The following is a 24,293-nucleotide window of genomic DNA, read 5'->3' as shown; positions in this document are numbered from 1 at the left end:
GAGCAGTGGATTGAAGCTCCATGTGTCGGCAGTTCGATTCTGTCTCGAGCCATTATAAGCTTTTATAGTATGCGGGTGTAGTTTAGTGGTAAAATCACAGCCTTCCAAGCTGTTGTCGCGAGTCCGATTCTCGTCACCCGCTTTACTATGGGCCTATAGCTCAGCTGGTTAGAGCGCACGCCTGATAAGCGTGAGGTCGATGGTTCAAGTCCATTTAGGCCCATTTTGGGGAAGTACTCAAGTGGCTGAAGAGGCGCCCCTGCTAAGGGTGTAGGCGGGTAATACCGCGCGAGAGTTCGAATCTCTCCTTCTCCGTTTTTTTATTTTTATGACCCGTTGGTCAAGTGGTTAAGACACCGCCCTTTCACGGCGGTAACATGGGTTCAAATCCCGTACGGGTCATTTCCATCTTGGAGGATTACCCAAGTGGCTGAAGGGAACGGTCTTGAAAACCGTCAGATGTGTAAAAGCATGCGAGAGTTCGAATCTCTCATCCTCCTTTTTTATTATCGCGGGATGGAGCAGTCTGGTAGCTCGTCGGGCTCATAACCCGAAGGTCGTAGGTTCAAACCCTACTCCCGCAATTATGGTTCCATGGTCTAGTTGGTTAGGACGCCTGCCTGTCACGCAGGAGATCACGGGTCCGAGTCCCGTTGGAACCGTCAATTGCATAATTTATCACTGATGTAGCAGCCATTGGTTGCTACTTTTTTTAATGCTTTACATGTTGCTGTGCAATGTTAATCTTGACGGTAGCTAAAATTAAACTAGTGGCTTTAATTGCAGTTTAGGCTTCCAATGGCTCATTGGCTGTGCTAAACTAGTTTATGGTTTGCATTTAGGTTCCCGAAAGGATTTGTGAAAAGTCACAAAAATGCCTTGTAACCGATTATTAAAAGGGGGAATAAGTTATTATGCGTGAAAGACATTTATTTACTTCTGAGTCTGTTTCAGAAGGCCATCCAGATAAAATTGCGGATCAAATTAGTGATGCAATTTTAGATGCGATGTTAGAACAAGATTCAAAGGCTCGAGTTGCGGTGGAAACAACGGTAACCACTGGTTTAGTTTTAGTGGTTGGAGAAGTTTCAACTAGTGCCTATGTTGATATTCAAAAAACAGTGCGGGATACCATTAAGGGAATTGGTTATAAAGATTCTGCCTATGGTTTTGATGGTGACAACTGTGCGGTGATGGTTGCGTTAGATGAACAATCACCAGATATTGCACAAGGTGTCGATGATTCTTATGAAGCTCGGCACCATGACGAGGATCCATTGGACCGGATTGGTGCAGGCGATCAAGGTATGATGTTTGGTTTTGCAATCGATGAGACACCTGAGTTAATGCCATTACCAATTTCGTTAAGCCATCGCTTAATGCGTAAAGTTGCTCAATTGCGTAAAAATGGTAGCATTCCGTATTTGCGCCCAGATGCAAAGGCGCAGGTTACCGTTGAATACGACGACGCTGGTCAGCCTAGTCGGATAGATACCATTGTCATTAGCACACAGCATAATCCAGATGCAACCTTGGCTCAGATTCGTCAAGATATGATTGAAAAAGTCATTAAAGCAGTGGTACCAGCTAAATTGTTAGATGATAAAACTAAGTATTTGATCAATCCTACTGGTCGGTTTGTTATTGGTGGACCACAGAGCGATTCCGGCTTGACCGGGCGTAAAATTATTGTTGATACATACGGTGGTTTTGCGAAACATGGTGGGGGCGCTTTTTCTGGTAAAGACGCAACAAAGGTTGATCGTTCGGCCAGTTATGCTGCCCGCTATATTGCTAAAAATATTGTGGCAGCGGGTTATGCGCACCGGTGTGAAATTCAATTAGCTTACGCCATTGGTGTCGCTGAACCAGTATCAATTTCAGTTGATACGCAAGGTACCAATACTGTACCTGAAGCTGAATTAGTTAAAGCAATCCGGCAAATTTTTGATTTACGGCCTGCTGGCATTATTAAAATGTTAGATTTACAGCGGCCAATCTACAAACAAACAGCTGCTTATGGTCATTTTGGACGTACAGATATTAATCTACCTTGGGAAAAGCTCGATAAAGTTGACGCTTTACACCAAATTTTAGATTAACGAGTGCAAAGAGGCGGTCCTTACCAATATTTTGGTGAGGGTCTTTTTTTGCCCTTTAGTTCGAAAAAGACTTAAGAACAGGCTGCTTAATTTAAAAAAGGAGAATTTATGCGTAGAAAACAAACAAATGTCATTGTCGTTACGATCGCTATTTTTATCGCAACTTTCATGACAGCAATTGAAGGCACAATTGTATCCACTGCGATGCCAACAATTGTGGGGGATCTACATGGGATTAACATGATGAACTGGATTTTTTCAATTTATCTTTTGACTAATGCCATGTTAACGCCAGTATATGGCAAATTAGCCGACCGTATTGGCCGTAAACCAATATTTATTTTTGGTTTAGCAGTATTTATTTTAGGTTCTGGGTTATGCGGTTTGGCGCAAAACATGATGACGTTGATTATTTTTCGTGCACTACAAGGAATCGGTGCCGGCGCCATTATGCCGGTGTCTTTTACTATTATTGCAGATATTTATCCATTGGAAAAACGTGCCAAAGTCTTGGGATTTAATAGTTCTGCATGGGGAATTGCATCGGTTGTTGCCCCATTATTAGGGGGCTTTATTGTTGAAAAACTAAGCTGGCATTGGGTATTTTTCATCAACGTCCCGATTGGTTTAATTACCATTTGGTTAATCGGACAATTTTTAGTTGAAAAACGACGGTCGAGTAAAGCACCGGTTGATTACTGGGGTAGTATTTGGCTGATGCTCACACTATTAGCCGTCATGTATGCTTTTCAAATCATGGAAAATGGTTTTTCGTATTTGTTATTGGTCTTATTTGCTTTTGCAATTTTGTGTTTCATGTTATTTTTGCGGACAGAAAAAACAGTTAGCGATCCGATTATTTCGCTAGCACTGTTTAAAAATAGTACATTTAATGTGCAAAATGTTGTGGCAGCCTTAGTCAGTGGTTTCCTGATGGGTTTTGAAGTTTATATGCCGATGTGGATGCAGGGGATTTTAGGGTTACCTGCTTCAATGGGTGGTTTTGTTGTCACACCTAGTTCACTGATGTGGGTTGTGGCTTCATTTATTACTGGTAATTTACTGGCTAAATACCGGCCCCGTTTGATTTTGTTTGGCAGTTTAACTTTATTGACAGTAGGTAGTTTGATCTTAGCACTAGTACCTGAAACCACGCATTTTGTCACTTTCTTAGTCATTGCTGGTTTTCTTGGATTAGGATTTGGCGTTACCATTACTACAACTACCGTGGTGACACAAAATTCAGTTAGTCAAGATCAAATCGGAGTGGCCACTTCCTTTAATACGTTATGTCGTACTTTAGGACAAACGCTAATGGTTTCCGTTTATGGGATTGTAATTAATCTGCACCTTGCAAGTGGTGTACAAAAATTCCAAAGTAAGGGAATTACAAATGATATGATGAATCAGTTAGTAAATCCGCAAACGGCAGTGAATTTACCTGCACGCTTACTACCATACTTACGTGAAATCCTCTATAGCGGCTTACATGTTATTTATTATGTTTCTGTCGGGTTAATGTTAGTTGCCTTAGTGATTAATTTTATGACTGGTCGGACGAAAAAGAACCTGAATCAATCGTGATAGTGATGTATAACTGGTAACAACCGGCATTTGCTGAAGCACCACCAGCTGAAACACAGGCCGCCTAACCCCCAGCACCAGCCTGCAAGCACGTCACTAACGTTGTGAACACCGACGTAAACACGACTTAGGCCGATTAATAAAATGAGACTGACCCAAAGTAACATTAGCCAACGTCTTGGACGCTGCCGTTTAACAAAGTAATAGGTCAGCAGAATCAAAAAGCCAAAGTAAACCATACTAGCTGCAGCATGACCGCTAGGAAAGCTATAACCACCTACTGGTACCAAGTGTGTTGTGGCAGTTGGACGCGGCCGCATTATAATTATTTTCAGTAAATGATTGCCAACACTGCCAACTAAGATGGCATTAAATAATTGCAATAAACTGAGTGTGTATTGCTTAAAAATGAGTAAACACGCTAATAAAATAATGTTGCTGATAGCTAAATTACTAGGGTTAGCAAAATTAGTTAAAGCAGAGACTACCGGTGTTATCCAGCTTTGCCTTAAAGCTGTCAGTAGATAATTTAGCGTTTGATCCCAGCGGTTTAGACCAGCTGGCTGTATTTGTACTAGTATAATGAGGATGAGTAAAATCGTATAAGCTGTCATACTGAATTGAAGCAAATGTTTTTGCATGCGCTGCTCTGGGTTTGAAAAAATAATGGCCACTCCTTACTAATCAGTGAATTAAAATTAGTGTACCACAGCATACACAAAGTTTTCTTGAATTCAAAAGGGCTTTTTGGTATGCTTTGTGTATTAATAATAATTGTTGATGAGGAATAGTAACCTTTACTACCGCTAGCCAGCAAGCGATTGGTCGATGGAAAATCGCAGGGTGTGAAGGTGAACTCGCCTTTGAATAATCGGTTGAATGATTTATCAGTAGACCGGTTCGTTTGCGCGTTATAGCAAAAGTGTTGCGTTAAACGCAAAATGTAGGTGGCACCGCGATCCATTCGTCCTACGGGAGATTTTCCTGTGGGGCGTTTTTTTATTCAGTGTACTTGTTGGCAATTAAGTGTGAAAGGAAGTTAAATCATGAGTTACAATCACAAAGTGGTTGAACGTAAGTGGAATCAGTATTGGTTAAAGCACAATACTTTTAAGACCACACAAGATCCCCAAAAAAAGAATTTTTATGCACTAGATATGTTTCCATATCCTTCCGGAAAAGGCTTGCATGTTGGGCACCCCGAAGGCTATACTGCCACGGATATTATTGCACGGATGAAGCGGATGCAAGGGTATAATGTATTGCACCCAATGGGTTGGGACGCTTTTGGGCTGCCAGCTGAGCAATATGCACTGAATACCGGGCACTCACCAGCTGATTTTACGCGGAAAAATATTGAAGTTTTCCGTAAACAAATTAATTCACTAGGCTTTTCTTACGATTGGAGTCGGGAAATTAACACAACAGATCCCAACTATTATAAATGGACCCAGTGGATTTTTGAACAAATGTATAAAAAGGGATTGGCTTATGAATCCAAAGTGTTAGTTAACTGGGCTCCTGATTTATTAGGCGGTACAGTAGTGGCCAATGAAGAAGTAGTTGATGGTAAAACAGAACGCGGTGGTTATCCAGTTTATCGGGTACCAATGCGGCAATGGATGCTAAAAATCACTGCATACGCACAACGATTATTAGATGACTTAGCGTTGGTTGATTGGCCAGAAAGCATTAAACAGATGCAACGTAACTGGATCGGGCGTTCTGAAGGGGCAAGCGTCAACTTTACGGTTGCTGGGCAAGCTGCTACAACAATTAAAGTATTTACAACTCGGCCAGATACATTGTTTGGCGCCACTTATATGGTTTTGGCACCTGAACACCAATTAGTTGCAAGTTTAACCACACCTGAACAAAAAGCAGCAGTGACAGCTTATCAAAAAGAAGTGGCTAAAAAAAGTGATCTGGAACGTACAGATTTAGCTAAAGACAAAACAGGTGCGTTTACAGGTAGCTATGCGTTAAATCCAGCAACTGGTGAAAAAATGCCGATTTGGATTGCTGATTATGTGTTAGCTTCCTATGGTACTGGCGCTATTATGGCTGTTCCAGCGCATGACCAACGTGATTATGAATTTGCTCGTACATTTGATTTACCGATTAAGCCCGTTATCGAAGGCGGCGACGTTGATCAAGAAGCCTTTACTGGTGATGGCGCGCACGTCAATTCTGATTTTTTGAACGGCTTGGATAAACCAGCGGCCATTGCAAAAATGTTAACTTGGTTAACTGATAAAGGGATTGGGCAAAAGAAAGTCAATTACCGTTTACGGGATTGGATCTTTTCTCGGCAGCGTTATTGGGGTGAACCCATTCCAGTTATTCATTGGGAAGACGGTGAAACGACTTTAGTTCCTGAAGATCAATTACCGCTCATTTTGCCTAAGACGGATGACATTAAATCTTCTGGCAATACAGAAAGCCCGTTAGCTAATTTAACGGATTGGGTCAATGTGGTTGATAAAAATGGTCGTAAAGGGAAACGCGAGACTAACACAATGCCGCAATGGGCTGGCAGTTCGTGGTATTTCTTGCGTTACATCGATCCGCATAATAAAGAAAAATTAGCTGATTATGATAAATTAAAGGACTGGTTGCCGGTTGACCTTTACATTGGTGGTGCGGAACATGCTGTTTTACATCTGTTGTATGCACGTTTCTGGCATAAATTCCTTTATGATTTAGGGGTTGTACCAACGCCGGAACCTTTCCAAAAGCTCTATAATCAAGGCATGATTTTAGGCGATAACCATGAAAAAATGTCTAAGTCTAAAGGTAATGTGATTAACCCAGATGATATTGTAGCGGAATATGGCGCAGACACATTGCGGTTGTACGAAATGTTTATGGGACCGTTGGATGCTTCCACTGCTTGGAGCGATGATGGGTTGAATGGCAGCAAGAAGTTTTTAGACCGTGTTTGGCGGCTATTCATTGATGATGAAGACGAATTGCGTGATCGGGTTACTACCGTTAAGGATGAGCGCCTAAGTAAGATTTATAATCAGACAGTGAAAAAAGTAACTGAAAATTACAGTCAATTGCGCTTTAACACAGCAATTTCACAGTTGATGGTCTTCATTAATGAGGCTTATAAAGTGGATGTACTACCCGTTCCTTATGTTGAAGGTTTCATTAAATTACTGTACCCAGTTGCACCACACATGATGGAAGAGCTTTGGCAAAAATTAGGCCACTCAGAGACCATCACTTATGAACCGTGGCCGACCTATGATGAATCGCAATTAGTAGCCGACAAAATTGAGATCGTGGTTCAAGTTAATGGTAAATTGCGTGCCAAGCTAAAAGTTGCACCAGATACAGACAAAGCACAATTAAAGAAACTGGCGTTAGCAGATAGCAAAGTGCAAACTTTTACCCAGGATAAAACGATCCGTAAAGTCATTGTGGTTCCGAAAAAATTAATCAATATTGTGGCTAAGTAAGCTAAAAGCAATGTCAAAGTGAACGGTGCCATAGATAGCTGTTTTTTAGGTAATAATTAAATTAATGATTGAAATGTCCGTCAATTAGCTAGCACTATTGGCGGGCATTTTTATCGCTAAAAGCTAGTAGCCACTCATCAACAAAGTAACATTAACGATGTCAGCATAAGCATAATAGGTTGTACTGTCGGCGCTTTTATAGCTGGTAGTAGTATTAGTTCACTTTGTTGATTTGAAAACGATTGTATCAACCGCTACTTCCAGTTAAACTAAACTATAATGATATTACTAAAGACGAACTAGAAAGCGAGGCAGTACCTATGAATGAAAGCAAAATCCGTCAATACTTAGCAAAGCAACAGATCGATTCCTTTTTTATGGCCAAGCGTGAGAATATTCGTTTTACTAGTGGGTGGACTGGTGATGACTCTTATTTACTTTTAACGCAAGATCAAGGTTTCTTTTTAACCGATCCCCGCTATACTGAACAAGCTGAAATAGAATTACCAGACTACTCGATTATTAATTGGCGGTTACCCGGCAAAACGGTAGGTGATACCATTGCGGCCTTGACGGCAAAACTTGGGCTGAAATCAATTGCATTTGAAGATGATTATCTGACTTATGGGATGTACTTTGATCTGAACCAAAAAGCAGCGGCAACTTTTAAACGAGCAGGTGGCGTCATTGATGCGCTACGAGTCGTGAAGTCACCACAAGAGATTCAGTATTTAAAAATTGCTTGTGACATTGCTTGCCGTGCGTTTGAACGGATTATAAAAGATATCCGAGTGGGTGTAACGGAAAAAGAGCTGGCCGCTAAATTGGCGTTGTACATGGTGGAAGAAGGCGCAGACACTCAGCCTTATGGCAATATTTTAATATCGGGAAAGAAAACGTCTTTGCTTCATGGCATTCCCGGAAAGAAAGCCATTGAGTATGGCGATTTTGTGCTATTAGATTATGGTTGTCAGTATAATGGCTATTTATCCGACATGACGCGAACAGTAGTTGTGGGCAAACCGACTGCTAAGCAAAAAGAAGTTTATGACTACACAAAGCAAAGCTTAGAAGCGGCTGAAGCCATTACTCAAGCAGGTGTTTCGACTAAACGTTTTTATCCAGAGTCATTAAAACCACTACAAGGAACTGAATACGGTCCGTTAACGTACGATAAAATTGGCCATAGTATTGGCCTAACCGTTCACGAGGAACCCTTACTTGCTGAAACTTACGATGAAATACTTCAGCCTAATACAGTTTTAACAATTGAGCCGGGGATTTACATGCCAAATTGGGGTGGCGTTCGGATTGAAGATCAAGTATTGGTGACGGCAACGGGCTACGAAAACATGATTAGCATACCTCATGAGTTAATTGTTTTATAAAACGAACAGTTGTGACTAAATTAATTAAAGCTAGCCGATTCGTATTAAGAATCAGCCAGCTTTAAATTATAATAGATAATGAACACAACATTAGTTAGACGTTGCTTTTCAAGTTGTTTTGCATAATTTAGTATCTAAAATAAACTGAAAATGATAAAATGAAGATTGGTCAATTATTTGACTAGAAAGACATTGGCCGGTGTGTGCCGGATGACGTAACTTGCGGTTGCGCCTAATTCGCCAGCTTCAAAGGCATTATTACCAGTAATACCTAAAAAAATTAAATCAACTGGCTGCTTTTGACTGTAGGCGATAATTTGCTCTTTTGGATAACCATACTTTAAAATTGGCTGAACCGCAATTTGCTGTTGTTGCGCAATTGTCGTGTATTCTGTAGTTAATTCTTCGGCCAATTGATGCTCAGCGTCAATTAAGCGTAAATATTCAGGCTTAAAACGCTGTTGATCATAGCCACGATCATTAATGACATATAAAATTTTTAACTGTGCTTGCGTATTAACCGCTAGTTTAAGTGCGGTTTGAAAGGCGCGTTTAGCATTTTTGGAACCATCCACGGCCACTAAATAAGTTGGTTGTTGCATGAAATCGCCACCTTTGCTTTTTTCTTCATTATAGGATTTTTGAACCGGCCACGTCAAAGGAAAGACACCGGTTGTGACGAAATGAAATTTAGTTTGTGGGGGATAAATTATGGCAGATGAGCCAGAAAAAAAAGTAGCCACTTCAAAAGAAAAAATGTTGCGTGGCTCAGCTTGGATGACTGCTGGCAGTATGTTCTCACGAATTTTAGGTGCGCTGTATGTTATCCCTTGGCTGATGATGCTTGGTCGTTTCAGTGGACAAGCTAATGCACTTTTTGCTATTGGTTATAACATTTACAGTATTTTCTTAATTGTTTCGACTGCTGGTATTCCTGGCGCAGTTGCGAAGCAAGTTGCACATTATAATGCGATGAATGAATATACCACGGGACGGAAACTTTTCCGTAGCGGACTGTTTTTAATGTTGATTATGGGCCTAATTTCGGCTGCTGCGCTGTATTTATTGGCCCCGATAATTTCAACTGGCGATAAACATGCGATTCCAGTTATTCGTTCTTTGGCTTGGCCGTTATTGATTATTCCAGTGATGAGTCTATTTCGGGGCTTTTTCCAAGGGTACCAAAATATGGCGCCATCTGCAGTGTCTCAATTTGTTGAGCAGGTTGCCCGGGTTGTTTATTTATTAGCGGCGACTTATTGGATTATGAAGGTTATGCACGGCAGCTATGTAACAGCGGTAGCGCATTCGACTTTTGCGGCGTTTGTCGGCGCTTTAGCCAGTTTATTGGTGTTAGCTTGGTATTATTTACGTAAGCGTAAATATTGGGACCAATTAGCGGAAAATAGTGCTGCTGAATTGAACGTTTCTACGCGCGATATGCTGTTAGAAATGGTTTATCAAGCCATCCCGTTCATTATTTTAGATGCTGGGATCACTATTTTTCAATTAGTCGATCAGTACACCTTCTTCAGTATGATTGATGACTTTGTTATTGGCACACGGGCCACATTCAACGCGTTATATGCCTTATTTGCTTTTAATGCGAATAAATTAATTATGATTACTGTTTCATTAGCCTCTTCGATGGCAATCACCTCGATCCCATTACTATCTGAAGCCTACACAAAACACGACTTTCGCGATGTGCGAGATCAAGTTGATAGTACCATTGAATTGTTCTTTTTTATCATGATTCCATCAGCAGTGGGGATGGCGGCAGTTGCTAAGCCTTTGTACACAATTTTTTATGGTTATGATTTTACCGGTACTTTAGTACTGGAATTTTCTTCATACATGTCGATTGTCTTAGGATTATTTACTGTTGTTTCTGCCATGCTGCAAGGACTGTACCAAAATCGTTTAGCGATTGCTTACTTTATAGTGGGATTGTTAGTTAAAATTGGCGTGCAGTACCCGATGATTTATCTTTTTAAAGTGTTTGGACCATTAGTTGCAACTGCAATTGGGTTCATTGTCGCCAGCTATTTGATGCTGCATACTATGAATAATATGTTCCACCTTAAAGTGGCCGAGTTGGTTAAATTTTTCTCGGAAACATTATTGTTCGCGTTGATTATGTATGCTATTTGTGTTGCCTTACAACAAGGCCTGTACTTATTCTTGAATCCAGCTAATCGGTTGCACAGTATGTTAGTTTTAGTGTTAGTAGCCAGTGTGGGTGCCATTGTCTACGGCTACTTAATTTTAAAAAGCCGTGTTGGCGATCAATTATTAGGTAGCCGCATGGCCGGATTACGGCGCCGTTTGGGGATAAAATAATGCGATTGGATAAATTATTAGTTCACGCGGCTTATGGCAGCCGTAAACAAGTTCAACAATTAATTCGGCGCAAACAAGTACAAGTGAACGGCAAAGTTGCCGTAACTGGTAAGCTAAAAGTGACGCCACCCCAGGATCAAGTTACTGTCGCAGGTCAGTCAGTTCATTACCAACAATTTTATTATTACATGCTAAATAAGCCGGCAGGTACGTTATCCGCAACGACTGATAAACACCAAAAGACGGTCTTAGCTTTATTAAGCACTGCAGATTGGCGGCAAGATTTATTTCCAGTCGGTCGCTTGGATAAAGATACCACTGGGTTATTATTGCTAACTAATGATGGTCAAATGGCGCATCAATTACTCAGCCCGAAACGACAAGTGGCAAAAATTTATCAGGCAATCATTGCTGGGCTAGTGACAGCAACCGACCAGCAAACTTTTAAACAAGGCATCACGACTAAGGCGGGTTATCATTTTCAACCTGCTGAGTTAACCATTCTTAAAACTGACCCACAACAACAAAAAAGCTGGATTCAAATCACGTTACGTGAAGGAAAATACCATGAAGTTAAACGGTTATTTCAAGCAGTGGAAAAAGAAGTTCTGCAGCTTAAACGGTTGCAGATGGGGCCGTTAACCTTAGACCCGGCTTTAAAAGCTGGGGAATACCGACCATTGACGAGTTCTGAAATAGAAGCATTAAAAACATCATTGTGCAATTCAAAGTGATGTGGAGGCTCAATTGTGAAGATCGAACAATTATTTGAACATGAATCAATTCCTAAAGTTTACATGCAATTAGCCTTACCAGTAGTTTTGGGCATGGTTGCTAGTATGATATACAATTTGGCAGACACCTTTTTTGTTGCTAAAACTGGAAATGCTAATTTAGTAGCAGGAATTGCGCTAGGTACGCCATTATTTTCATTTATGTTAGCAGTGGGAGATATTTTTGGACTAGGTGGTAGTGCCATAATTTCCCAGTTACTGGGTAAAAAACAGCATTTAGACAGTGCGCATCTCAGCAGTTTTTGTTTTTACGCGGCCATTATTTTCAGTTTATTACTAACGGTTTTGATGTTAGTATTTGAGCGGCCACTACTGAAGCTTTTAGGTGTGACCGCGGCAACTTATCCTTATGCCGCGGGTTTTTACCGGATGATGGCGCTTGGTTCAGTTTTTATCATTGTATCATTGGTTCCAGGTAACATTATTCGTACAGAAGGGTTAGCCACTAAATCAATGGCAGCAACTTTAGCGGGAACGATTTTAACCATTTTGCTAGATCCGCTTTTTCTTTTTGTTTTTCATTGGGGTGCAACTGGTGTTGGCCTAGCTAATGTTATTGGGTATGCACTCAACACGAGTTTGCTAGTTTATTTTATGGTAAAAGATTGTCAAATTTTGACGCTATCACCGCATCAGTGGCGAGTGGCACCACCAGCTGTGCGAGCAGTTTTAAAAATCGGTATTCCGGCTTCACTAACAAATTTCATGCAAAGCTTTGGCGTGATGTTATTAAATAATTATTTAGCACGTTATGGGACCACTGCAGTTGCAGCAATGGGAATTGTGCTAAAAATCTACATGGTGGTCATGCTGATTATGGTTGGTTTTGCCTTTGGGGCTCAGCCTTTAATTGGTTATAATTATGGTGCTAAAAACAAAGCGCGTTTTCATGCCATTTTGCGGTTTGATTTTTTAATTGAAGTAGTTTATGCCTTGGGATGTGCATTAGTGCTGATGATTTTTGCGCCCCAGTTGGTTGCTTTATTTATGAATCAGGCTGCAATCGTGGCTTTAGGCACAAAAATGCTACGCTGGTTATTGATTACCGCCCCGTTTGTCGGTGCAATCTTGGTCTTTACCACAGTTTTCCAATCATTAGGTAAAGCTACTGGCGCTTTAATTATGGCGGTTTCACGGCAAGGCATCATTTTTGCTGCTGTCATTGTGTTGTTAGCTTGGTTGTTTGGCCTGCAAGGCGTTATTTTAGCGCAACCAGTTGCTGACATTTTGACATTTTTAATTGGGTTTGGGTTATACCGCCGTTTGGTCACACTTTAGCGCTATAAAAGTATTAAAAAACACAGCCGATGTACTGCCCTCAAAAAATTAGATTTTTTGGGGTCGGCACAAAAGGCTGTGTTTTTTTTGACAATTAAGTTGATTTTTTCGTAAACTGAAAAAATAACAAAATGAAAAGAGGCGAACCTATGCAAAAGAAACGTTTTTTACTCAACATCGTGGTGAGCGGTGCCTTATTGTTAGTTAGTAGTATTGGTCTATGTAGTTTGCCATCATTAGTTGCTGCAGAAACAGTGACTCAAAATAGATCGATTATTGATGAAGATAATCGAACTGAAGTAACAGAGACGACAACTGCACCATATGCGAGTATGACTTACATTAAAACTGGTAAGTCGTGGGGTAGTGGTGCTGTGATTGGGAAAAATACGGTTTTAACTGCTGGTCATATTGCGGATAATATTGTGGACGATTTCGCATCAGAAAATATTTACGTTGCACCAGGACGGAGCGGTGCTAAGTATCCATATGGTAAATTTAAAATTACGGCAATCCATTTTCCTGAAGAATATGCTGCTGATCCAAATTCTGATAGTGATTTGGCTGTGATCAATATTGCGCCTAATGCAGCAGGTGAAAGTATTGGTGATGTTGTGACGCCACTAGCTTTAAAAGTGACCAATCATGCTGAAATTGGCACACCGATTACGGTGACTGGCTATCCCCAAGACAAAGCTCATGCAACGATGTGGACGGATACTGGCAAAGTCGTCCAGCATATAGGTAAACGGTTATTTCATGATGCAGATACCATTGGTGGGCAATCAGGTTCGCCAATCTATAATAATCAACATGAAATTATTGCAGTTCACACCAATGGTAATGCGAATAATGATTATGGGAATTATGGGGCTATCATAAATGATGAGCATTATCAATTTATTCAAGCACATATGAAATAGTTAAGCTAAATAATTAGCAAGCACATGTTGTTTACTGGTACAACTTTAATCGGCCATTTGCTAACGTTAATTAAAATATTGTTAACTAGGCTAAAATTGATGTATATTGAGTGGAGTCAGCTAGCATTAAGAAGTTTGTGCAAGAAATTGTGCCAACAAGCGTGGTCGATTACTTGTTGATACGCAATTTAACAAAAAAGAACGGCGATAATTATCGCCGTTCTTTCTTAATCTAATGAAGCGGGTGACGGGAATCGGACCCGCGACGCGAGCTTGGGAAGCTCGAATTTTACCACTAAACTACACCCGCAAAATTTCAACTATTACAGTATAGCATATCCATTTTTATCATGCCAGCCTTAATTTAAGACGAATGTCATTTGTAAGTGCGCAGAATGTGAAATTCAATTAATTGCATATTTCTTGTGGAATGACTGTTAAATCAGCATACTTAACCATAAATTAAATGAGGTGATGCGATGTATCAACGAATCCTAGTGCCAGTTGACGGCAGTCATCAATCTGCTGTTGCTTTAGAAAAGGCCATTCAATTAGCACAACAATTTCAGGCGGAATTGTTTATTGCCACTGTAATTGACCAGCGTAATTTTTTTACTTATAATCGCCACGGCGTTTTATCAGCTGACTTTTATACTGGCGTTGCTTCTTATGCGCAACATTTATTAAATCAAGCTCAGATTAAAGCTAAAACTAATGGCGTACTGGCGACAACCATTTTAGCTAAAGGTATTCCTAAAAAAATTATTGCGCATGAATTACCGCACCAATATAATATTGATCTGGTAATTATTGGTAAAAGTCAGCGAGATGTTTTAGCTAAATTATTATCTAGCTCGACTTCAAATTATGTTATTCGTTACGGAAAGTCTAAAGTTTTAGTAGTTAATCACGAAAATTCCTATTGAGTTGCATAAAAAAGCCCCGACCAATTTTTGGTCGGGGCTTTACTAGTAGTCGTTTATTGCCAAAATTAATTTAAAAGTGCGACACCGACAGTGAGGTAAGTAGCGAATAATAACCAAATTAGATAAGGGACTAAAAGCCAAGCTGACCAGCGGCTATTTTTACTAAACTCACGTATACACGCAATCACGGCTAAATCAAGTACAATAATGATGATCAGGCCGAGCCAATACCAGTTGAAATGAAAGAAAATAATGCTCCAAATGAAGTTTAGCAGTAGCTGGCTTCCAAATAACGTGTAGCCCCACGTTTTACCATTTGCTTTGAAATAGAGATAGCCAGCGATAGCGATCATAAGGTAAAGTAGCGGCCAAACAATGCCGAATAGGCTAGCTGGTGGGGAAAATTGCGGTAGTGCGAAGTGTAAATAAGTTACTCTAATATTACCTGCTAAAAGTGCGGATAACATCCCTAATGCTTCGACAACAATAATAATGGCTAGAAGGTGCTTCCAATTAAATGCGCGCGGTGCGTGAGGTGACTTTGACATAGGACTCATCTCCTTAGTAAACTAATTTTAATTGATTTTTAGCTTACCATAGGCTAAGTTTAAAAAGGAATTTTAATGCTTTAAGTCACCAATAAATTGGAATTACTCAATTATAATCTGAGTGTCTAAATAGTGGCCAGTTTTGTAATTGTTTAAATTGCACCAAATATTGTGCCTGACAGAATTGTAGCCAAGCTTGGGCAAAAATAGTACTAGTGAGTAGCGTTGATACTGTAGCAGTTTTAGTTTTTAACAACGTGACAATCAGCCAAAAATTAACTATCCACAAACTAACTTTTAATACGCGCTGTTTATTAACTTGCCGAATTAGCGGTGATAGGGCAGTCATTAAGCAGCTACTGATGATCGTTAAAATGAGTACCCGCTGATTAATGATCGTGGTGGTAATTTGAAGCGGCAAGACTGTCATTGTTTTTTGGAGGAATAAACCAACTGCAGTGCCGCCCAGATAAGTTAATAAAACCCAAGCAGCAATGAGTTTGTGTTTAAATCCCCAAAGAAAAAACCATAAGATTAAGGCGTAAAACAACCCCATAGACCAGTGGCTGGCAAATAAACCTAATCGATTGAGCCAGCTAGGTAAAAGGATAAAAGTAGCAATTAGCTGGCCAATCTGGTTAATTAAGTGAAGTAGCGCTGATTGAAACTGCATAAGTGTGATTAAAATGAGTTCTACAAGCAACAAGATGATTAGGTTAAACTTGCGTTCTGGATTAATTGCAATGTACATTTAACCACCTTCTTTTCGTATTACTGTTTGCTGTAAACAATAGTTTGCACATGTTTTGTGATATTAGCAATCTTTTTGAAGCCACTGAAGTCGTGCTGGTGGTGTCCATGGGTGAAAATAACTAAGATGTAGTGCTGGCCATTGGGCAACGTGACAATGCCAGCATCATTATTGGTGTCTTTTAAAAAGCCAACTTTATCAGCGACGGTTGTACCAGCTGTTGCTTGAGCAGCACCTTTGGGAATCCCAGCACGGTATTTTTGCTGACGCATTAATTTCAATAACGTATTGCGATTAGCAGTATTAATAAAAGCACCGCGTCCTTTAACTAAATCCATGAGTAGCAATTGCAAACTATAGGTAGTAGTTTTAGAAATTTTTTCTGATTGAAAAACAGGAGCGTACCATTGCTGATCTTTAATGAATTGATTAATGGAATCCAACCCATAATGTTTTAACATGGCTTCTGGGAAATCATTTGCACTGTAGACAATCATTTCGCGAAAACCGGCTTTAAGCTCTGGGGTCCAAGTAAAATCTTGGTAGACTGCGCGTCTAAAAAGGTAAGCGGCAATAAATAATTTATAGGTGCTTGCTGCAGTTTTAGGTTGACGTGCATGGTATTCAGCTTGTAGCTTCCCAGGTTGATAGGTTGCCGCCAACTTACTTTTCGCAGCAGGACTGTTTTTTAACGGACCTAAATTATAGAAACTGACGCTGACAGTTTTATCCCGGGTAACCCTTTTTAAATAACGGTTTAAACGTAGTTGAATGTCTTGGCGCTTTTTCACGGCCTGGACGTTATTTGCCAGTGGTTGTGTTGCGTTAAAAAGCGAAGTGCGATGTTGTCCGTTACCAACTGCAAAATGGGCTAATAAAAGGACTAATTCAAGTATTATTAAAACAATAATGCAGATTTTCTTGAGAAATAATCGTTTATTAATCTTCATAATAAAACTCATTATATACCTGAAATTTAGTTTGGCGGTAGCTAGTTTGAAAAAGTTCAACCTGATTTAAATGAATTTGCACATATTTAAAAACCGTTTCAGCCGTTTTTCAGTAAATTAATGTCATGCTTTGTGTTGCTGCCTGGAGACGATGAAAAATAAGATAACAGCTAGATTGGCCAGCGCGCGAATAGTTTCAATCATGGGAATTTTAATTAAAAAGCCGATTAAACTGATAATTGCTAGTAAAAGTGCGACAATTGCCAAAATGTTGCGTATCATTAAAATGATCTCCTTTAAATTAGATAATTTTTAAATGCCATTACTTACTATTATAATTTAGCAGTATTAAAAGCACATGACTAAATATTAATCTTATAAAGAAATAGTAATTACTTTAAATTTAAGTTACTTAAAAAGTAGCGACCGTGCACCAACCGTGCACCATTTATTTATTTTTTGGTCCTTTTTAGTTCATTCTAAAAAAATAGAATCCCACTAAACGTTGGTTTAACAGGATTCTTAAAAACAAAATTTTCTTTTAATTCATTCTAAATGCCGCTGGCAGGGATCGAACCTGTACTTCCCGAAGGAAACAGCACCCTGAATGCTGCGCGTCTGCCAGTTCCGCCACAGCGGCAATGCACTATTAGCACCTAAATAGTGTAGCATTGTCGCACCAGTCTGGTCAAGGATATTTTGTTATACTGAACTTAGTGTTAATTGTGATAAAGGAGTGTTGAAGATGCAGCAAATTACCGAAGAAATTGTTCGCCACGTGATTCAGCCACGGCAACAGGAAAGTCATAAAGGGACCTTTGGCCGTGTGATGACCATTGGTGGCAATACACATTTTGGCGGGGCGATCATTATGAGTACCAGTGCAGCAGTTTATAGTGGTGCCGGGTTAGTGACCTGTGCCACTGCACCACAGAATTTTGTGAGTTTACATGCGCGGTTGCCTGAAGCCATGGTAGTGGATTATCAAGACTATGCCGCGGTTGCAGCGCTGATGCCACAGATGGATTGCATTGTGATTGGTCCTGGTCTGGGAACGGATGCTACTGCCTTAGCGGTTTTAAAATTTGTTTTTAGTCGGGTGCAACCCCAACAAAATTTAATTATCGATGGTTCTGCAATTACCTTAATTGCAACACATCAACTAGCTTTACCACATGCAAAATTGATTTTTACACCGCACCAAATGGAGTGGCAGCGTTTGTCTGGGATCAAATTACCTCAACAGACGCCAGCACAAAATCAGCGTGTCCAGCAGCAATTGGGAGCCGACGTTATTGTCAAAGCCCACCGGACTGAAATTTATTTGGCAAATTCAAGTACGGTTTGGCAGAATCCAGTGGGTTCAGCTGCAATGGCAACCGGCGGGATGGGTGATTGTTTGACTGGCATTTTAGCTGGCTTTTTAGCGCAATTTACCCAAAATCGGGGGCAAAGCATTTTAGCAGCAATTTACAGTCATAGTAAAATTAGCGACAATTTAGCAAAACAACAATATGTAACCCTGCCAACTCAAATTATCACGGCGCTGCCGCATTTTATGGCGCAGATGGCAGGTTAGGTTGCAATGTTAATTAGATCTGCTATAATAACGTTATTCACTTAAGGGAGGCATCTGTGCATTGAAAAACTAAGCTAAGCTGTTAATTTTGTCGTTATTCATCTCTTAGTTAAAGGGGATGAGTGCGCTTGTTTTCAGGATTGGCTTAGTGATTCAATGTGCAGGTGCTTTTTGCGTCCGCACTTTTTGAGCTGATTTTGAAAGCAGTTCATCAGTGAGGTGAGTGTATGTCTAAAATAGAAATTAAACGGTTAACATTTGCCTATCCCGGGCAAAAACCGTTATTTGAACAAGCTGATTTTAATTTGGATAGTCAGTGGCATTTAGGTTTAGTTGGTCGTAACGGTCGGGGCAAAACAACATTATTACGTTTATTGTTGGGACAATTACCTTATCAAGGCAGTATTGATCAGCAGCAACAGTTTAATTATTTTCCTCAAGCTATTTCTGATAAAATCCAATTGACCGACGATATTTTATTGGCGTTAACCCATGTGCCACAGTGGTAAATTGAACGGGAATTCCGGCAGTTGCAGTTGACACCTGATTTATTGTGGCAGCCATTTGTTACTTTATCGGGTGGTGAGCAGACTAAAGCGTTACTAGCGGCGTTATTTGTGGTTCCTGGACGTTTTCCGTTACTGGATGAACCTACCAATCATTTGGATCTTCGCAGTCGCCAGCAAGTTGCTGCTTACTTGCAACAAAAATATCAAGGCTTTATTGTTGTTAGTCACGATCAATCATTTTTAAATCAAGTGACTGACCACACACTAGCAATTGAAAAAAATAAAATTAGCTGTTATCAGGGGAATTTTGCCGTTTATCAAAAGGAGAAACAATTAAGCGATCAATTTGAACAAGCACAAAATGATAAACTTAAAAAAGAAATTTTGCGACTGCGGCAAACCGCAGCGAAAAAAGTGCAGTGGTCACAAAGTCGTGAGAAAGATAAGTATGGTCACCCACAGCAAAGAGGCAGTGGGGCAGTGATGGATACTGGGTTTATTGGTGCACGGGCAGCACGGACAATGAAGCGGGCAAAACAGTTACAACGACGCTTGTCCGTTGAAGTGGCGCAAAAACAACGGTTATTAAAAAACGTTGAACAAGTGGTGCCGTTGCAGATGAATTTTCAGCCTAGTCGTCACCAACAACTATTAAATGTCCAACAGCTTCGATTAGGTTATCAACAAAAATGGCTCTTTAAGCCAACATCCTTCACTTTGGAAAATAAACAACGTGTGGCATTAGTTGGACCAAATGGCAGTGGTAAAACATCATTAATTCAATATTTAAAGGGTCAATTTACTGGTCAGGTACAAGGTAATGTTCAACAGCCAGCCCAGCTGGCGATCAGTTATGTCAGTCAAAATTATGAAAAAAATAAGGGTAAACTAGCAGACTTTGCAATAGCACAAAAATTGGATTTACAAGCTTTTTTAAATAATCTGCATAAATTAGGATTGCCGCGAGCAGCATTTAATCTACGGATTGAAGATCTCAGTATGGGGCAGCGGAAAAAAGTGGAGTTGGCTAAATCATTATCTCAACCGGCAGCTTTATATGTTTGGGATGAGCCGTTAAATTATTTGGATATTTATAATCAAGAACAACTTGTCCAATTATTACACTCGATACGGCCCACTTTATTGTTAATCGAACATGACCAAAGTTTTATTAATCGGGTAGCGGCGCAAATTGTGTCGCTAAGGTAACTTTAAATTAGACGCTAGGTTAAGTATTCCCTTAACCTAGCGTTTTTAGTATTCACAAGCAGCAGGTAATCATTGTACAATGAAGGGTAATTAAGTGGCTAGGTCATCAGAAAGCAGGGGAAATCAATGCGAACAGATTTTAACCAAACAGTCAAAAAGATCGCAGTATCGGACATTCGCCAATTTGATGGGGAAGTTAGCCAGATTTCAGGGATGATTAAATTAACTTTAGGAGAACCGGATTTTAATACACCAGAACACATTAAACAAGCTGGAATCAATGCGATTAAAGCAAATCGTTCTCATTATACGCCAAATGCCGGGACACCAGAATTACGAGCAGCTGCGGCAGCCTATTATAACCAAAAATTTAATTGGCATTATCAAGCAAAAAACGTGATTGCTACAGTTGGTGCGACGGGAGGAATTGCGGCAGCTTTACAAACGTTAGTTAATCCAGATGATGTGATCTTGATTCCCACTCCGATTTTTCCAATTTATATTCCGGATACATTGTTAAATCACGGGCAAGTCGTTTTATTGGATACTAGTGCTGATCACTTTATGCTCACACCGCAACGACTTGAAGCAGCAATTAACGCACAGCAAGGTAAAACGGTCAAAGCAGTGGTGCTGAATTATCCCAATAATCCAACTGGTGTGACTTATAATCATGCTGAACTCGCTGGCTTAGCTAAAGTAATTGCAAAGCACCAACTATGGGTAATCAGTGATGAAATCTATGCTGAATTGTCTTACAGCCAGACACATGAATCATTAGCTAACTTTATTCCGGAGCAAGTCATTGTGATTAATGGTTTATCTAAATCACATGCGATGACAGGCTGGCGGATTGGTTTTTTGCTGGCTCCTGAGCTAGTAACTCAACAAATGATCAAAGCACACCAATACATGGTAACGGCACCGACAACTATGGTGCAAGATGCGGCGTTAGAAGCGCTGCAAAATGGGCAAGCAGACAGTCAACAAATGGCGCAAGCCTATATTCAACGACGTGATTATTTGTTAAAAGCATTACGCCCGTTAGGATTTAAGGTGGCACGACCAGATGGGGCTTTTTATTTGTTTGCTAAAATTCCAATAAATTGCGCTCAGAATTCTTGGACGTTTGTCCGTGATTTAGCCAAAAAGCAAAAATTGGCGTTGATTCCTGGGGCTTCATTTGGTCCTGGTGGTGATGGCTATGTGCGGATTAGCTATGCGGCAAGTATGGCAACTTTACAGGAAGCCGTTCAGCGCTTACGTGCCTATGTTCAAAAATAGTTTAGTTAACTAAAAGAAGCAATTGTATCATCAATTATGACACAACTGCTTCTTTTTAATGCTATCAAGTCAATGTTTATCATAACAACTGGCTTAAAAAGGTACCGCCGTAGACTAATGCATAACTATAAAGAAAAATAGTTGCCGGTTTAGCTAACAAAATGATTAGCGTGAAAGTTTTAAAAGACATTTTAGTTAATCCGGCCAATAAACACAAGACATCATCTGGTGCAACGGGTAAAAAGATCGCTAAAGCAAATAATTTGGTGAATCGGTTTTGATTATCTAGCCAGCCAATATAACGTTCATAAGTTTTTTGACTAATCAAATGATGAATTAATGGTTTACCAAAGCGCCGGCCTAAAATGAAGGCTAACATTGAGCCTAAAACAATCCCGATATAGTTATACATAAAACCCGTGATGGGTCCAAAGATCAGTACACCGGCAGCTAGGCTAATTCCACCGGGAATAATTGGGACGACGACTTGCACAATTTGTAAGGCGATAAATAATAATGGGCCAAAAAAGGCAGCTTGTTGGACTAAACTTTGCAAAATAGTTGTATCGTGAAAAACGCCTAAATGGAAGCAATAGACGATAAACCAAATTGAAACTCCTAGTCCAGCTAAGGAGATTAAGTTAAGTAAACGGCGTGACGTAACTGTCTTCATCGGCAACCCCTCCGTAAAATTGTGCTTGATTGATAAGTTTATACCATATTCTAAACAATTTGCCTAGTAAAATACTTCAGTCAGAAGGCTGAATTTTAATTTACTTAAGGCGGATGGCTAAGCTATCGTTATTTTAAATTTAGCCATTATTATAGCGTAAAAAAACTTATCAGGGTTGATAAAAACCATTTTTTAAATAAATTTAATTTATTAAGTGGTTATCGGTGTTAATTTAATTGTCGCGTGCTGCTGTGCCAAAAAACTGGTTTGCCAAGCATTAGCAGACTGCAAATAGCGCTTGCCAAATTCATCGATTAAACCGTGAAATTCTTGGGCTTCTGCCGCACTAAAATCAGCTGGCAGTTTAACTTGCCGGGCTAATTGTTGATAAGTTGTACTAGTGATGCCTAAACAGTTGAATAACCGGCGGGCATAACTGTCTGCGATAAAAATGGGCACATCAAAAACGTAAACTAAGAAGACATCAGCCGTTTCCGCACCAATACCCCGGATGTTTAATAAAGCCGGCCTTAGTTTGGATCCCAATTTAGTTTTAATGTGGGTTAAGTCATAGTTATACTGGGCCAGCCAATTAAAAACCGCAGCGATTGCTTTACTTTTATTACGATAAAAACCACTTGAATGGATTAATGGCGCTAGTTGGTCAGCTGTTAACCCGTGTAGACGCTGTGGCGAAAAGGCGGTTTGCTGTTTCAACTGATCTAAGGCAGGAACAACATTGCGCCAATTTGTGTTTTGTACTAAGATGGCCCCTAAAATAATTTCCCATTTAGAATCAGCGGGCCACCAACCTTGAGGCCCCATTGTTTGATACATGGTGTCATAAAGTTGTCGGATTGTTAATTGCATTTAAAAACTTCCTTAATCAATCTCATCATTATCTAATTCTATCATACGCAAAATAAAGTGAGATTTCGACTGATCTGTTGTGGTATTGCTGTTGAATTAACAAAAAACTGAATTAAATGTAGGGCGGCTAATTAAATTTAAACCCGTAGTCGGTGTTTTTTTAAGTTATAATGGAAGTTGTAATGAGTATGAAGAATAGTAGGTGATTTTATGGGACAAGTGGTCATGTTTGCAGGCTCAAAAGCTGGGACTGGTAAAATAACTGCAAGTATTATGACGGCTTTAGTCGCGAATAAATTATTTAAACAACGTGTATTGGTGATTGACGCAACAACGGATTTAGTAGCAACGAAAACGCTGTTAGCGTTGTTTAAACAACGAACACAAGCTAAGCTAACAACCGGATTAACGGTCAAACAGTTAGGTACGGTAATCACCCCCTTGCGGCCGCAATTAGATTTAATCCCGGGCGCCCCGGAAATCGAAAGTTATTTTGAAACGGCAGTTGAAGCAGAGGCAACAACACAAACACAGCGGACAACTAGCTTAATGCCCCCTTTAGTTGCTGAGCTAAAACAGCAATATGATTATATTTTGATTGATACCGGGGCAACTTTTGCTTTGACGTTTAATAACTGCTTAGCCAGTACAGATTATGTTGTCGTCATGCAGCCGACTGGTTCTGCTGGATTTCATGCGACTGATCGGCTCTTCTATTATTTGAAGCAGTTAAAAGAAATTCAAACCAATGTTACTGCAGAAATTGTGGGGCACTTGTCATTAGATTTGACCAATCCCACACCTTTTTATGCAGCTGAGCCAGTTTCTTCTTTTGATGTTGCCGACTCTTTCCATACTGTGATTACTAAAAATGATTGGCTAGCTGCTAACGCACCATTTACAGCAGCAATGCAGAAAAAATATGCTGGTGCGTGCCAATTAGCTGGTGTGATGTATAGCGAAATCTTCAATGAGTTGCGGGCACGTATTGAGCTGCAACAAAAATTGGGTCAATTTGCAACGCCCGCAGGATTAACCGCTAAAGGCAAAGCGATTAAATTATTTTCTGAATGATGGATAAACTGTCAATATTATTGTGATCGTAAAGCAATCAG

The 24,293-nt window shown here is 40.0% G+C and carries 20 protein-coding genes, 9 tRNA genes, 1 pseudogene, 1 riboswitch and 1 other annotated feature; of the genes and pseudogenes, 20 read left to right on the top strand and 10 right to left on the bottom strand.

The features are described 5' to 3' along the window. Positions 1–71 precede the first annotated feature (71 nt). The 9 genes from FC24_RS10730 (at position 72) to FC24_RS10690 (ending at position 3,686) form a co-directional block, all read left to right on the top strand. Positions 72–142, top strand: a tRNA-Gly gene (locus FC24_RS10730). A 7-nt stretch (positions 143–149) separates the two neighbouring features. Continuing rightward, positions 150–223, top strand: a tRNA-Ile gene (locus FC24_RS10725). 4 nt (positions 224–227) lie between these two features. After that, a tRNA-Ser gene (locus FC24_RS10720) sits at positions 228–315 on the top strand. Positions 316–330: 15 nt separating this feature from the next. Next, positions 331–402 (top strand) — tRNA-Glu (locus FC24_RS10715). A gap of 10 nt (positions 403–412) precedes the next feature. Further along, positions 413–500: transfer RNA gene (locus FC24_RS10710), tRNA-Ser, on the top strand. Positions 501–510: 10 nt separating this feature from the next. Next, a tRNA-Met gene (locus FC24_RS10705) sits at positions 511–584 on the top strand. 4 nt (positions 585–588) lie between these two features. Next, positions 589–662 (top strand) — tRNA-Asp (locus FC24_RS10700). A 164-nt stretch (positions 663–826) separates the two neighbouring features. Continuing rightward, positions 827–914: riboswitch (SMK box riboswitch) on the top strand. Next, the gene (gene metK, locus FC24_RS10695; protein ID WP_057874844.1) at positions 915–2,102 is read left to right on the top strand and encodes a methionine adenosyltransferase; all 1,188 of its coding nucleotides are present in this window, start codon (positions 915–917) and stop codon (positions 2,100–2,102) included. Positions 2,103–2,210: 108 nt separating this feature from the next. Continuing rightward, positions 2,211–3,686, top strand: coding sequence for an MDR family MFS transporter (locus tag FC24_RS10690; protein WP_057874843.1), 1,476 nt, complete (start codon positions 2,211–2,213; stop codon positions 3,684–3,686). Here the strand turns inward: FC24_RS10690 and FC24_RS10685 are convergent. Next, on the bottom strand, positions 3,677–4,327 hold the full coding sequence (locus FC24_RS10685; RefSeq protein WP_057874842.1) for a phosphatase PAP2 family protein: 651 nt from the start codon (positions 4,325–4,327) through the stop codon (positions 3,677–3,679). The genes FC24_RS10690 and FC24_RS10685 overlap by 10 nt on opposite strands. Positions 4,328–4,454: 127 nt before the next feature. After that, positions 4,455–4,661: a binding site (T-box leader), on the top strand. A gap of 71 nt (positions 4,662–4,732) precedes the next feature. On the opposite strand from FC24_RS10685, the gene leuS reads away from it, so the two are divergent. Both leuS and FC24_RS10675 read left to right on the top strand, forming a co-directional pair. Further along, a complete protein-coding gene (gene leuS / locus FC24_RS10680) occupies positions 4,733–7,153 on the top strand; it encodes a leucine--tRNA ligase (RefSeq protein ID WP_057874841.1) in 2,421 nt (806 codons plus the stop codon). A 320-nt stretch (positions 7,154–7,473) separates the two neighbouring features. Beyond that, positions 7,474–8,541, top strand: coding sequence for a M24 family metallopeptidase (locus tag FC24_RS10675; protein ID WP_057874840.1), 1,068 nt, complete (start codon positions 7,474–7,476; stop codon positions 8,539–8,541). A 173-nt stretch (positions 8,542–8,714) separates the two neighbouring features. Here the strand turns inward: FC24_RS10675 and FC24_RS10670 are convergent, their stop codons facing one another. Further along, entirely contained in the window at positions 8,715–9,143 is a 429-nt protein-coding gene (locus tag FC24_RS10670) for a universal stress protein (protein ID WP_057874839.1), read from the bottom strand. A 109-nt stretch (positions 9,144–9,252) separates the two neighbouring features. Between FC24_RS10670 and FC24_RS10665 the strand changes: the two genes are divergently transcribed. The 4 genes from FC24_RS10665 to FC24_RS10650 all read left to right on the top strand — a co-directional run bounded on the left by FC24_RS10665 (position 9,253) and on the right by FC24_RS10650 (position 13,879). Next, entirely contained in the window at positions 9,253–10,884 is a 1,632-nt protein-coding gene (locus FC24_RS10665; protein ID WP_057874838.1) for a putative polysaccharide biosynthesis protein, read from the top strand. Then, on the top strand, positions 10,884–11,618 hold the full coding sequence (locus FC24_RS10660; RefSeq protein ID WP_057874837.1) for a pseudouridine synthase: 735 nt from the start codon (positions 10,884–10,886) through the stop codon (positions 11,616–11,618). The genes FC24_RS10665 and FC24_RS10660 overlap by 1 nt, the downstream gene beginning before the upstream one ends. 21 nt (positions 11,619–11,639) lie before the next feature. Continuing rightward, positions 11,640–12,956 carry an MATE family efflux transporter gene (locus FC24_RS10655; protein ID WP_057874848.1) on the top strand — a complete coding sequence of 439 codons (1,317 nt, stop codon included), beginning with the start codon at positions 11,640–11,642 and terminating at the stop codon, positions 12,954–12,956. 149 nt (positions 12,957–13,105) lie between these two features. Beyond that, positions 13,106–13,879, top strand: a complete 774-nt coding sequence (locus FC24_RS10650) for a trypsin-like serine peptidase (RefSeq protein ID WP_057874836.1) — start codon at positions 13,106–13,108, stop codon at positions 13,877–13,879. Between the two features lie 239 nt (positions 13,880–14,118). Here the strand turns inward: FC24_RS10650 and FC24_RS10645 are convergent. Then, positions 14,119–14,189 (bottom strand) — tRNA-Gly (locus FC24_RS10645). A 169-nt stretch (positions 14,190–14,358) separates the two neighbouring features. On the opposite strand from FC24_RS10645, the gene FC24_RS10640 reads away from it, so the two are divergent. Then, positions 14,359–14,805, top strand: coding sequence for a universal stress protein (locus FC24_RS10640; protein WP_057874835.1), 447 nt, complete (start codon positions 14,359–14,361; stop codon positions 14,803–14,805). 65 nt (positions 14,806–14,870) lie between these two features. Here the strand turns inward: FC24_RS10640 and FC24_RS10635 are convergent, their stop codons facing one another. The 5 genes from FC24_RS10635 to FC24_RS10620 all read right to left on the bottom strand — a co-directional run bounded on the left by FC24_RS10635 (position 14,871) and on the right by FC24_RS10620 (position 17,694). After that, positions 14,871–15,353 carry a TspO/MBR family protein gene (locus FC24_RS10635; protein WP_057874834.1) on the bottom strand — a complete coding sequence of 161 codons (483 nt, stop codon included), beginning with the start codon at positions 15,351–15,353 and terminating at the stop codon, positions 14,871–14,873. 106 nt (positions 15,354–15,459) lie between these two features. Beyond that, entirely contained in the window at positions 15,460–16,104 is a 645-nt protein-coding gene (locus FC24_RS10630) for a hypothetical protein (RefSeq protein WP_057874833.1), read from the bottom strand. Between the two features lie 20 nt (positions 16,105–16,124). Further along, positions 16,125–17,054: a serine hydrolase gene (locus FC24_RS10625; RefSeq protein WP_057874832.1), complete on the bottom strand. Its 930-nt coding sequence runs from the start codon at positions 17,052–17,054 to the stop codon at positions 16,125–16,127. 123 nt (positions 17,055–17,177) lie between these two features. Continuing rightward, positions 17,178–17,336, bottom strand: coding sequence for a hypothetical protein (locus FC24_RS11545; protein ID WP_157059130.1), 159 nt, complete (start codon positions 17,334–17,336; stop codon positions 17,178–17,180). 274 nt (positions 17,337–17,610) lie between these two features. Continuing rightward, positions 17,611–17,694 (bottom strand) — tRNA-Leu (locus tag FC24_RS10620). A gap of 105 nt (positions 17,695–17,799) precedes the next feature. On the opposite strand from FC24_RS10620, the gene FC24_RS10615 reads away from it, so the two are divergent. From FC24_RS10615 to FC24_RS10605, 3 genes and pseudogenes are all read left to right on the top strand, one after another. Further along, on the top strand, positions 17,800–18,633 hold the full coding sequence (locus FC24_RS10615) for an NAD(P)H-hydrate dehydratase (RefSeq protein ID WP_057874831.1): 834 nt from the start codon (positions 17,800–17,802) through the stop codon (positions 18,631–18,633). A gap of 227 nt (positions 18,634–18,860) precedes the next feature. Continuing rightward, a pseudogene (gene abc-f / locus FC24_RS10610) lies at positions 18,861–20,351 on the top strand (ribosomal protection-like ABC-F family protein). Between the two features lie 126 nt (positions 20,352–20,477). Beyond that, positions 20,478–21,635: a pyridoxal phosphate-dependent aminotransferase gene (locus FC24_RS10605; RefSeq protein ID WP_057874830.1), complete on the top strand. Its 1,158-nt coding sequence runs from the start codon at positions 20,478–20,480 to the stop codon at positions 21,633–21,635. Positions 21,636–21,714: 79 nt separating this feature from the next. Here the strand turns inward: FC24_RS10605 and FC24_RS10600 are convergent, their stop codons facing one another. Further along, complete coding sequence (locus tag FC24_RS10600) at positions 21,715–22,308, bottom strand: TVP38/TMEM64 family protein (protein ID WP_057874829.1); 594 nt, start codon at positions 22,306–22,308, stop codon at positions 21,715–21,717. 210 nt (positions 22,309–22,518) lie between these two features. Next, positions 22,519–23,178, bottom strand: coding sequence for an endonuclease III domain-containing protein (locus FC24_RS10595; protein WP_057874828.1), 660 nt, complete (start codon positions 23,176–23,178; stop codon positions 22,519–22,521). Positions 23,179–23,388: 210 nt separating this feature from the next. Between FC24_RS10595 and FC24_RS10590 the strand changes: the two genes are divergently transcribed. Next, entirely contained in the window at positions 23,389–24,252 is an 864-nt protein-coding gene (locus FC24_RS10590; RefSeq protein WP_057874827.1) for a ParA family protein, read from the top strand. The last annotated feature ends 41 nt before the right edge of the window (positions 24,253–24,293 follow it).

It is taken from the genome of Loigolactobacillus rennini DSM 20253 (assembly GCF_001436505.1).
GTDB lineage: Bacteria > Bacillota > Bacilli > Lactobacillales > Lactobacillaceae > Loigolactobacillus > Loigolactobacillus rennini.
The sequence above is the reverse complement of the archived record's forward strand: the minus strand, read 5'-3'. Positions and strand labels throughout refer to the sequence as shown.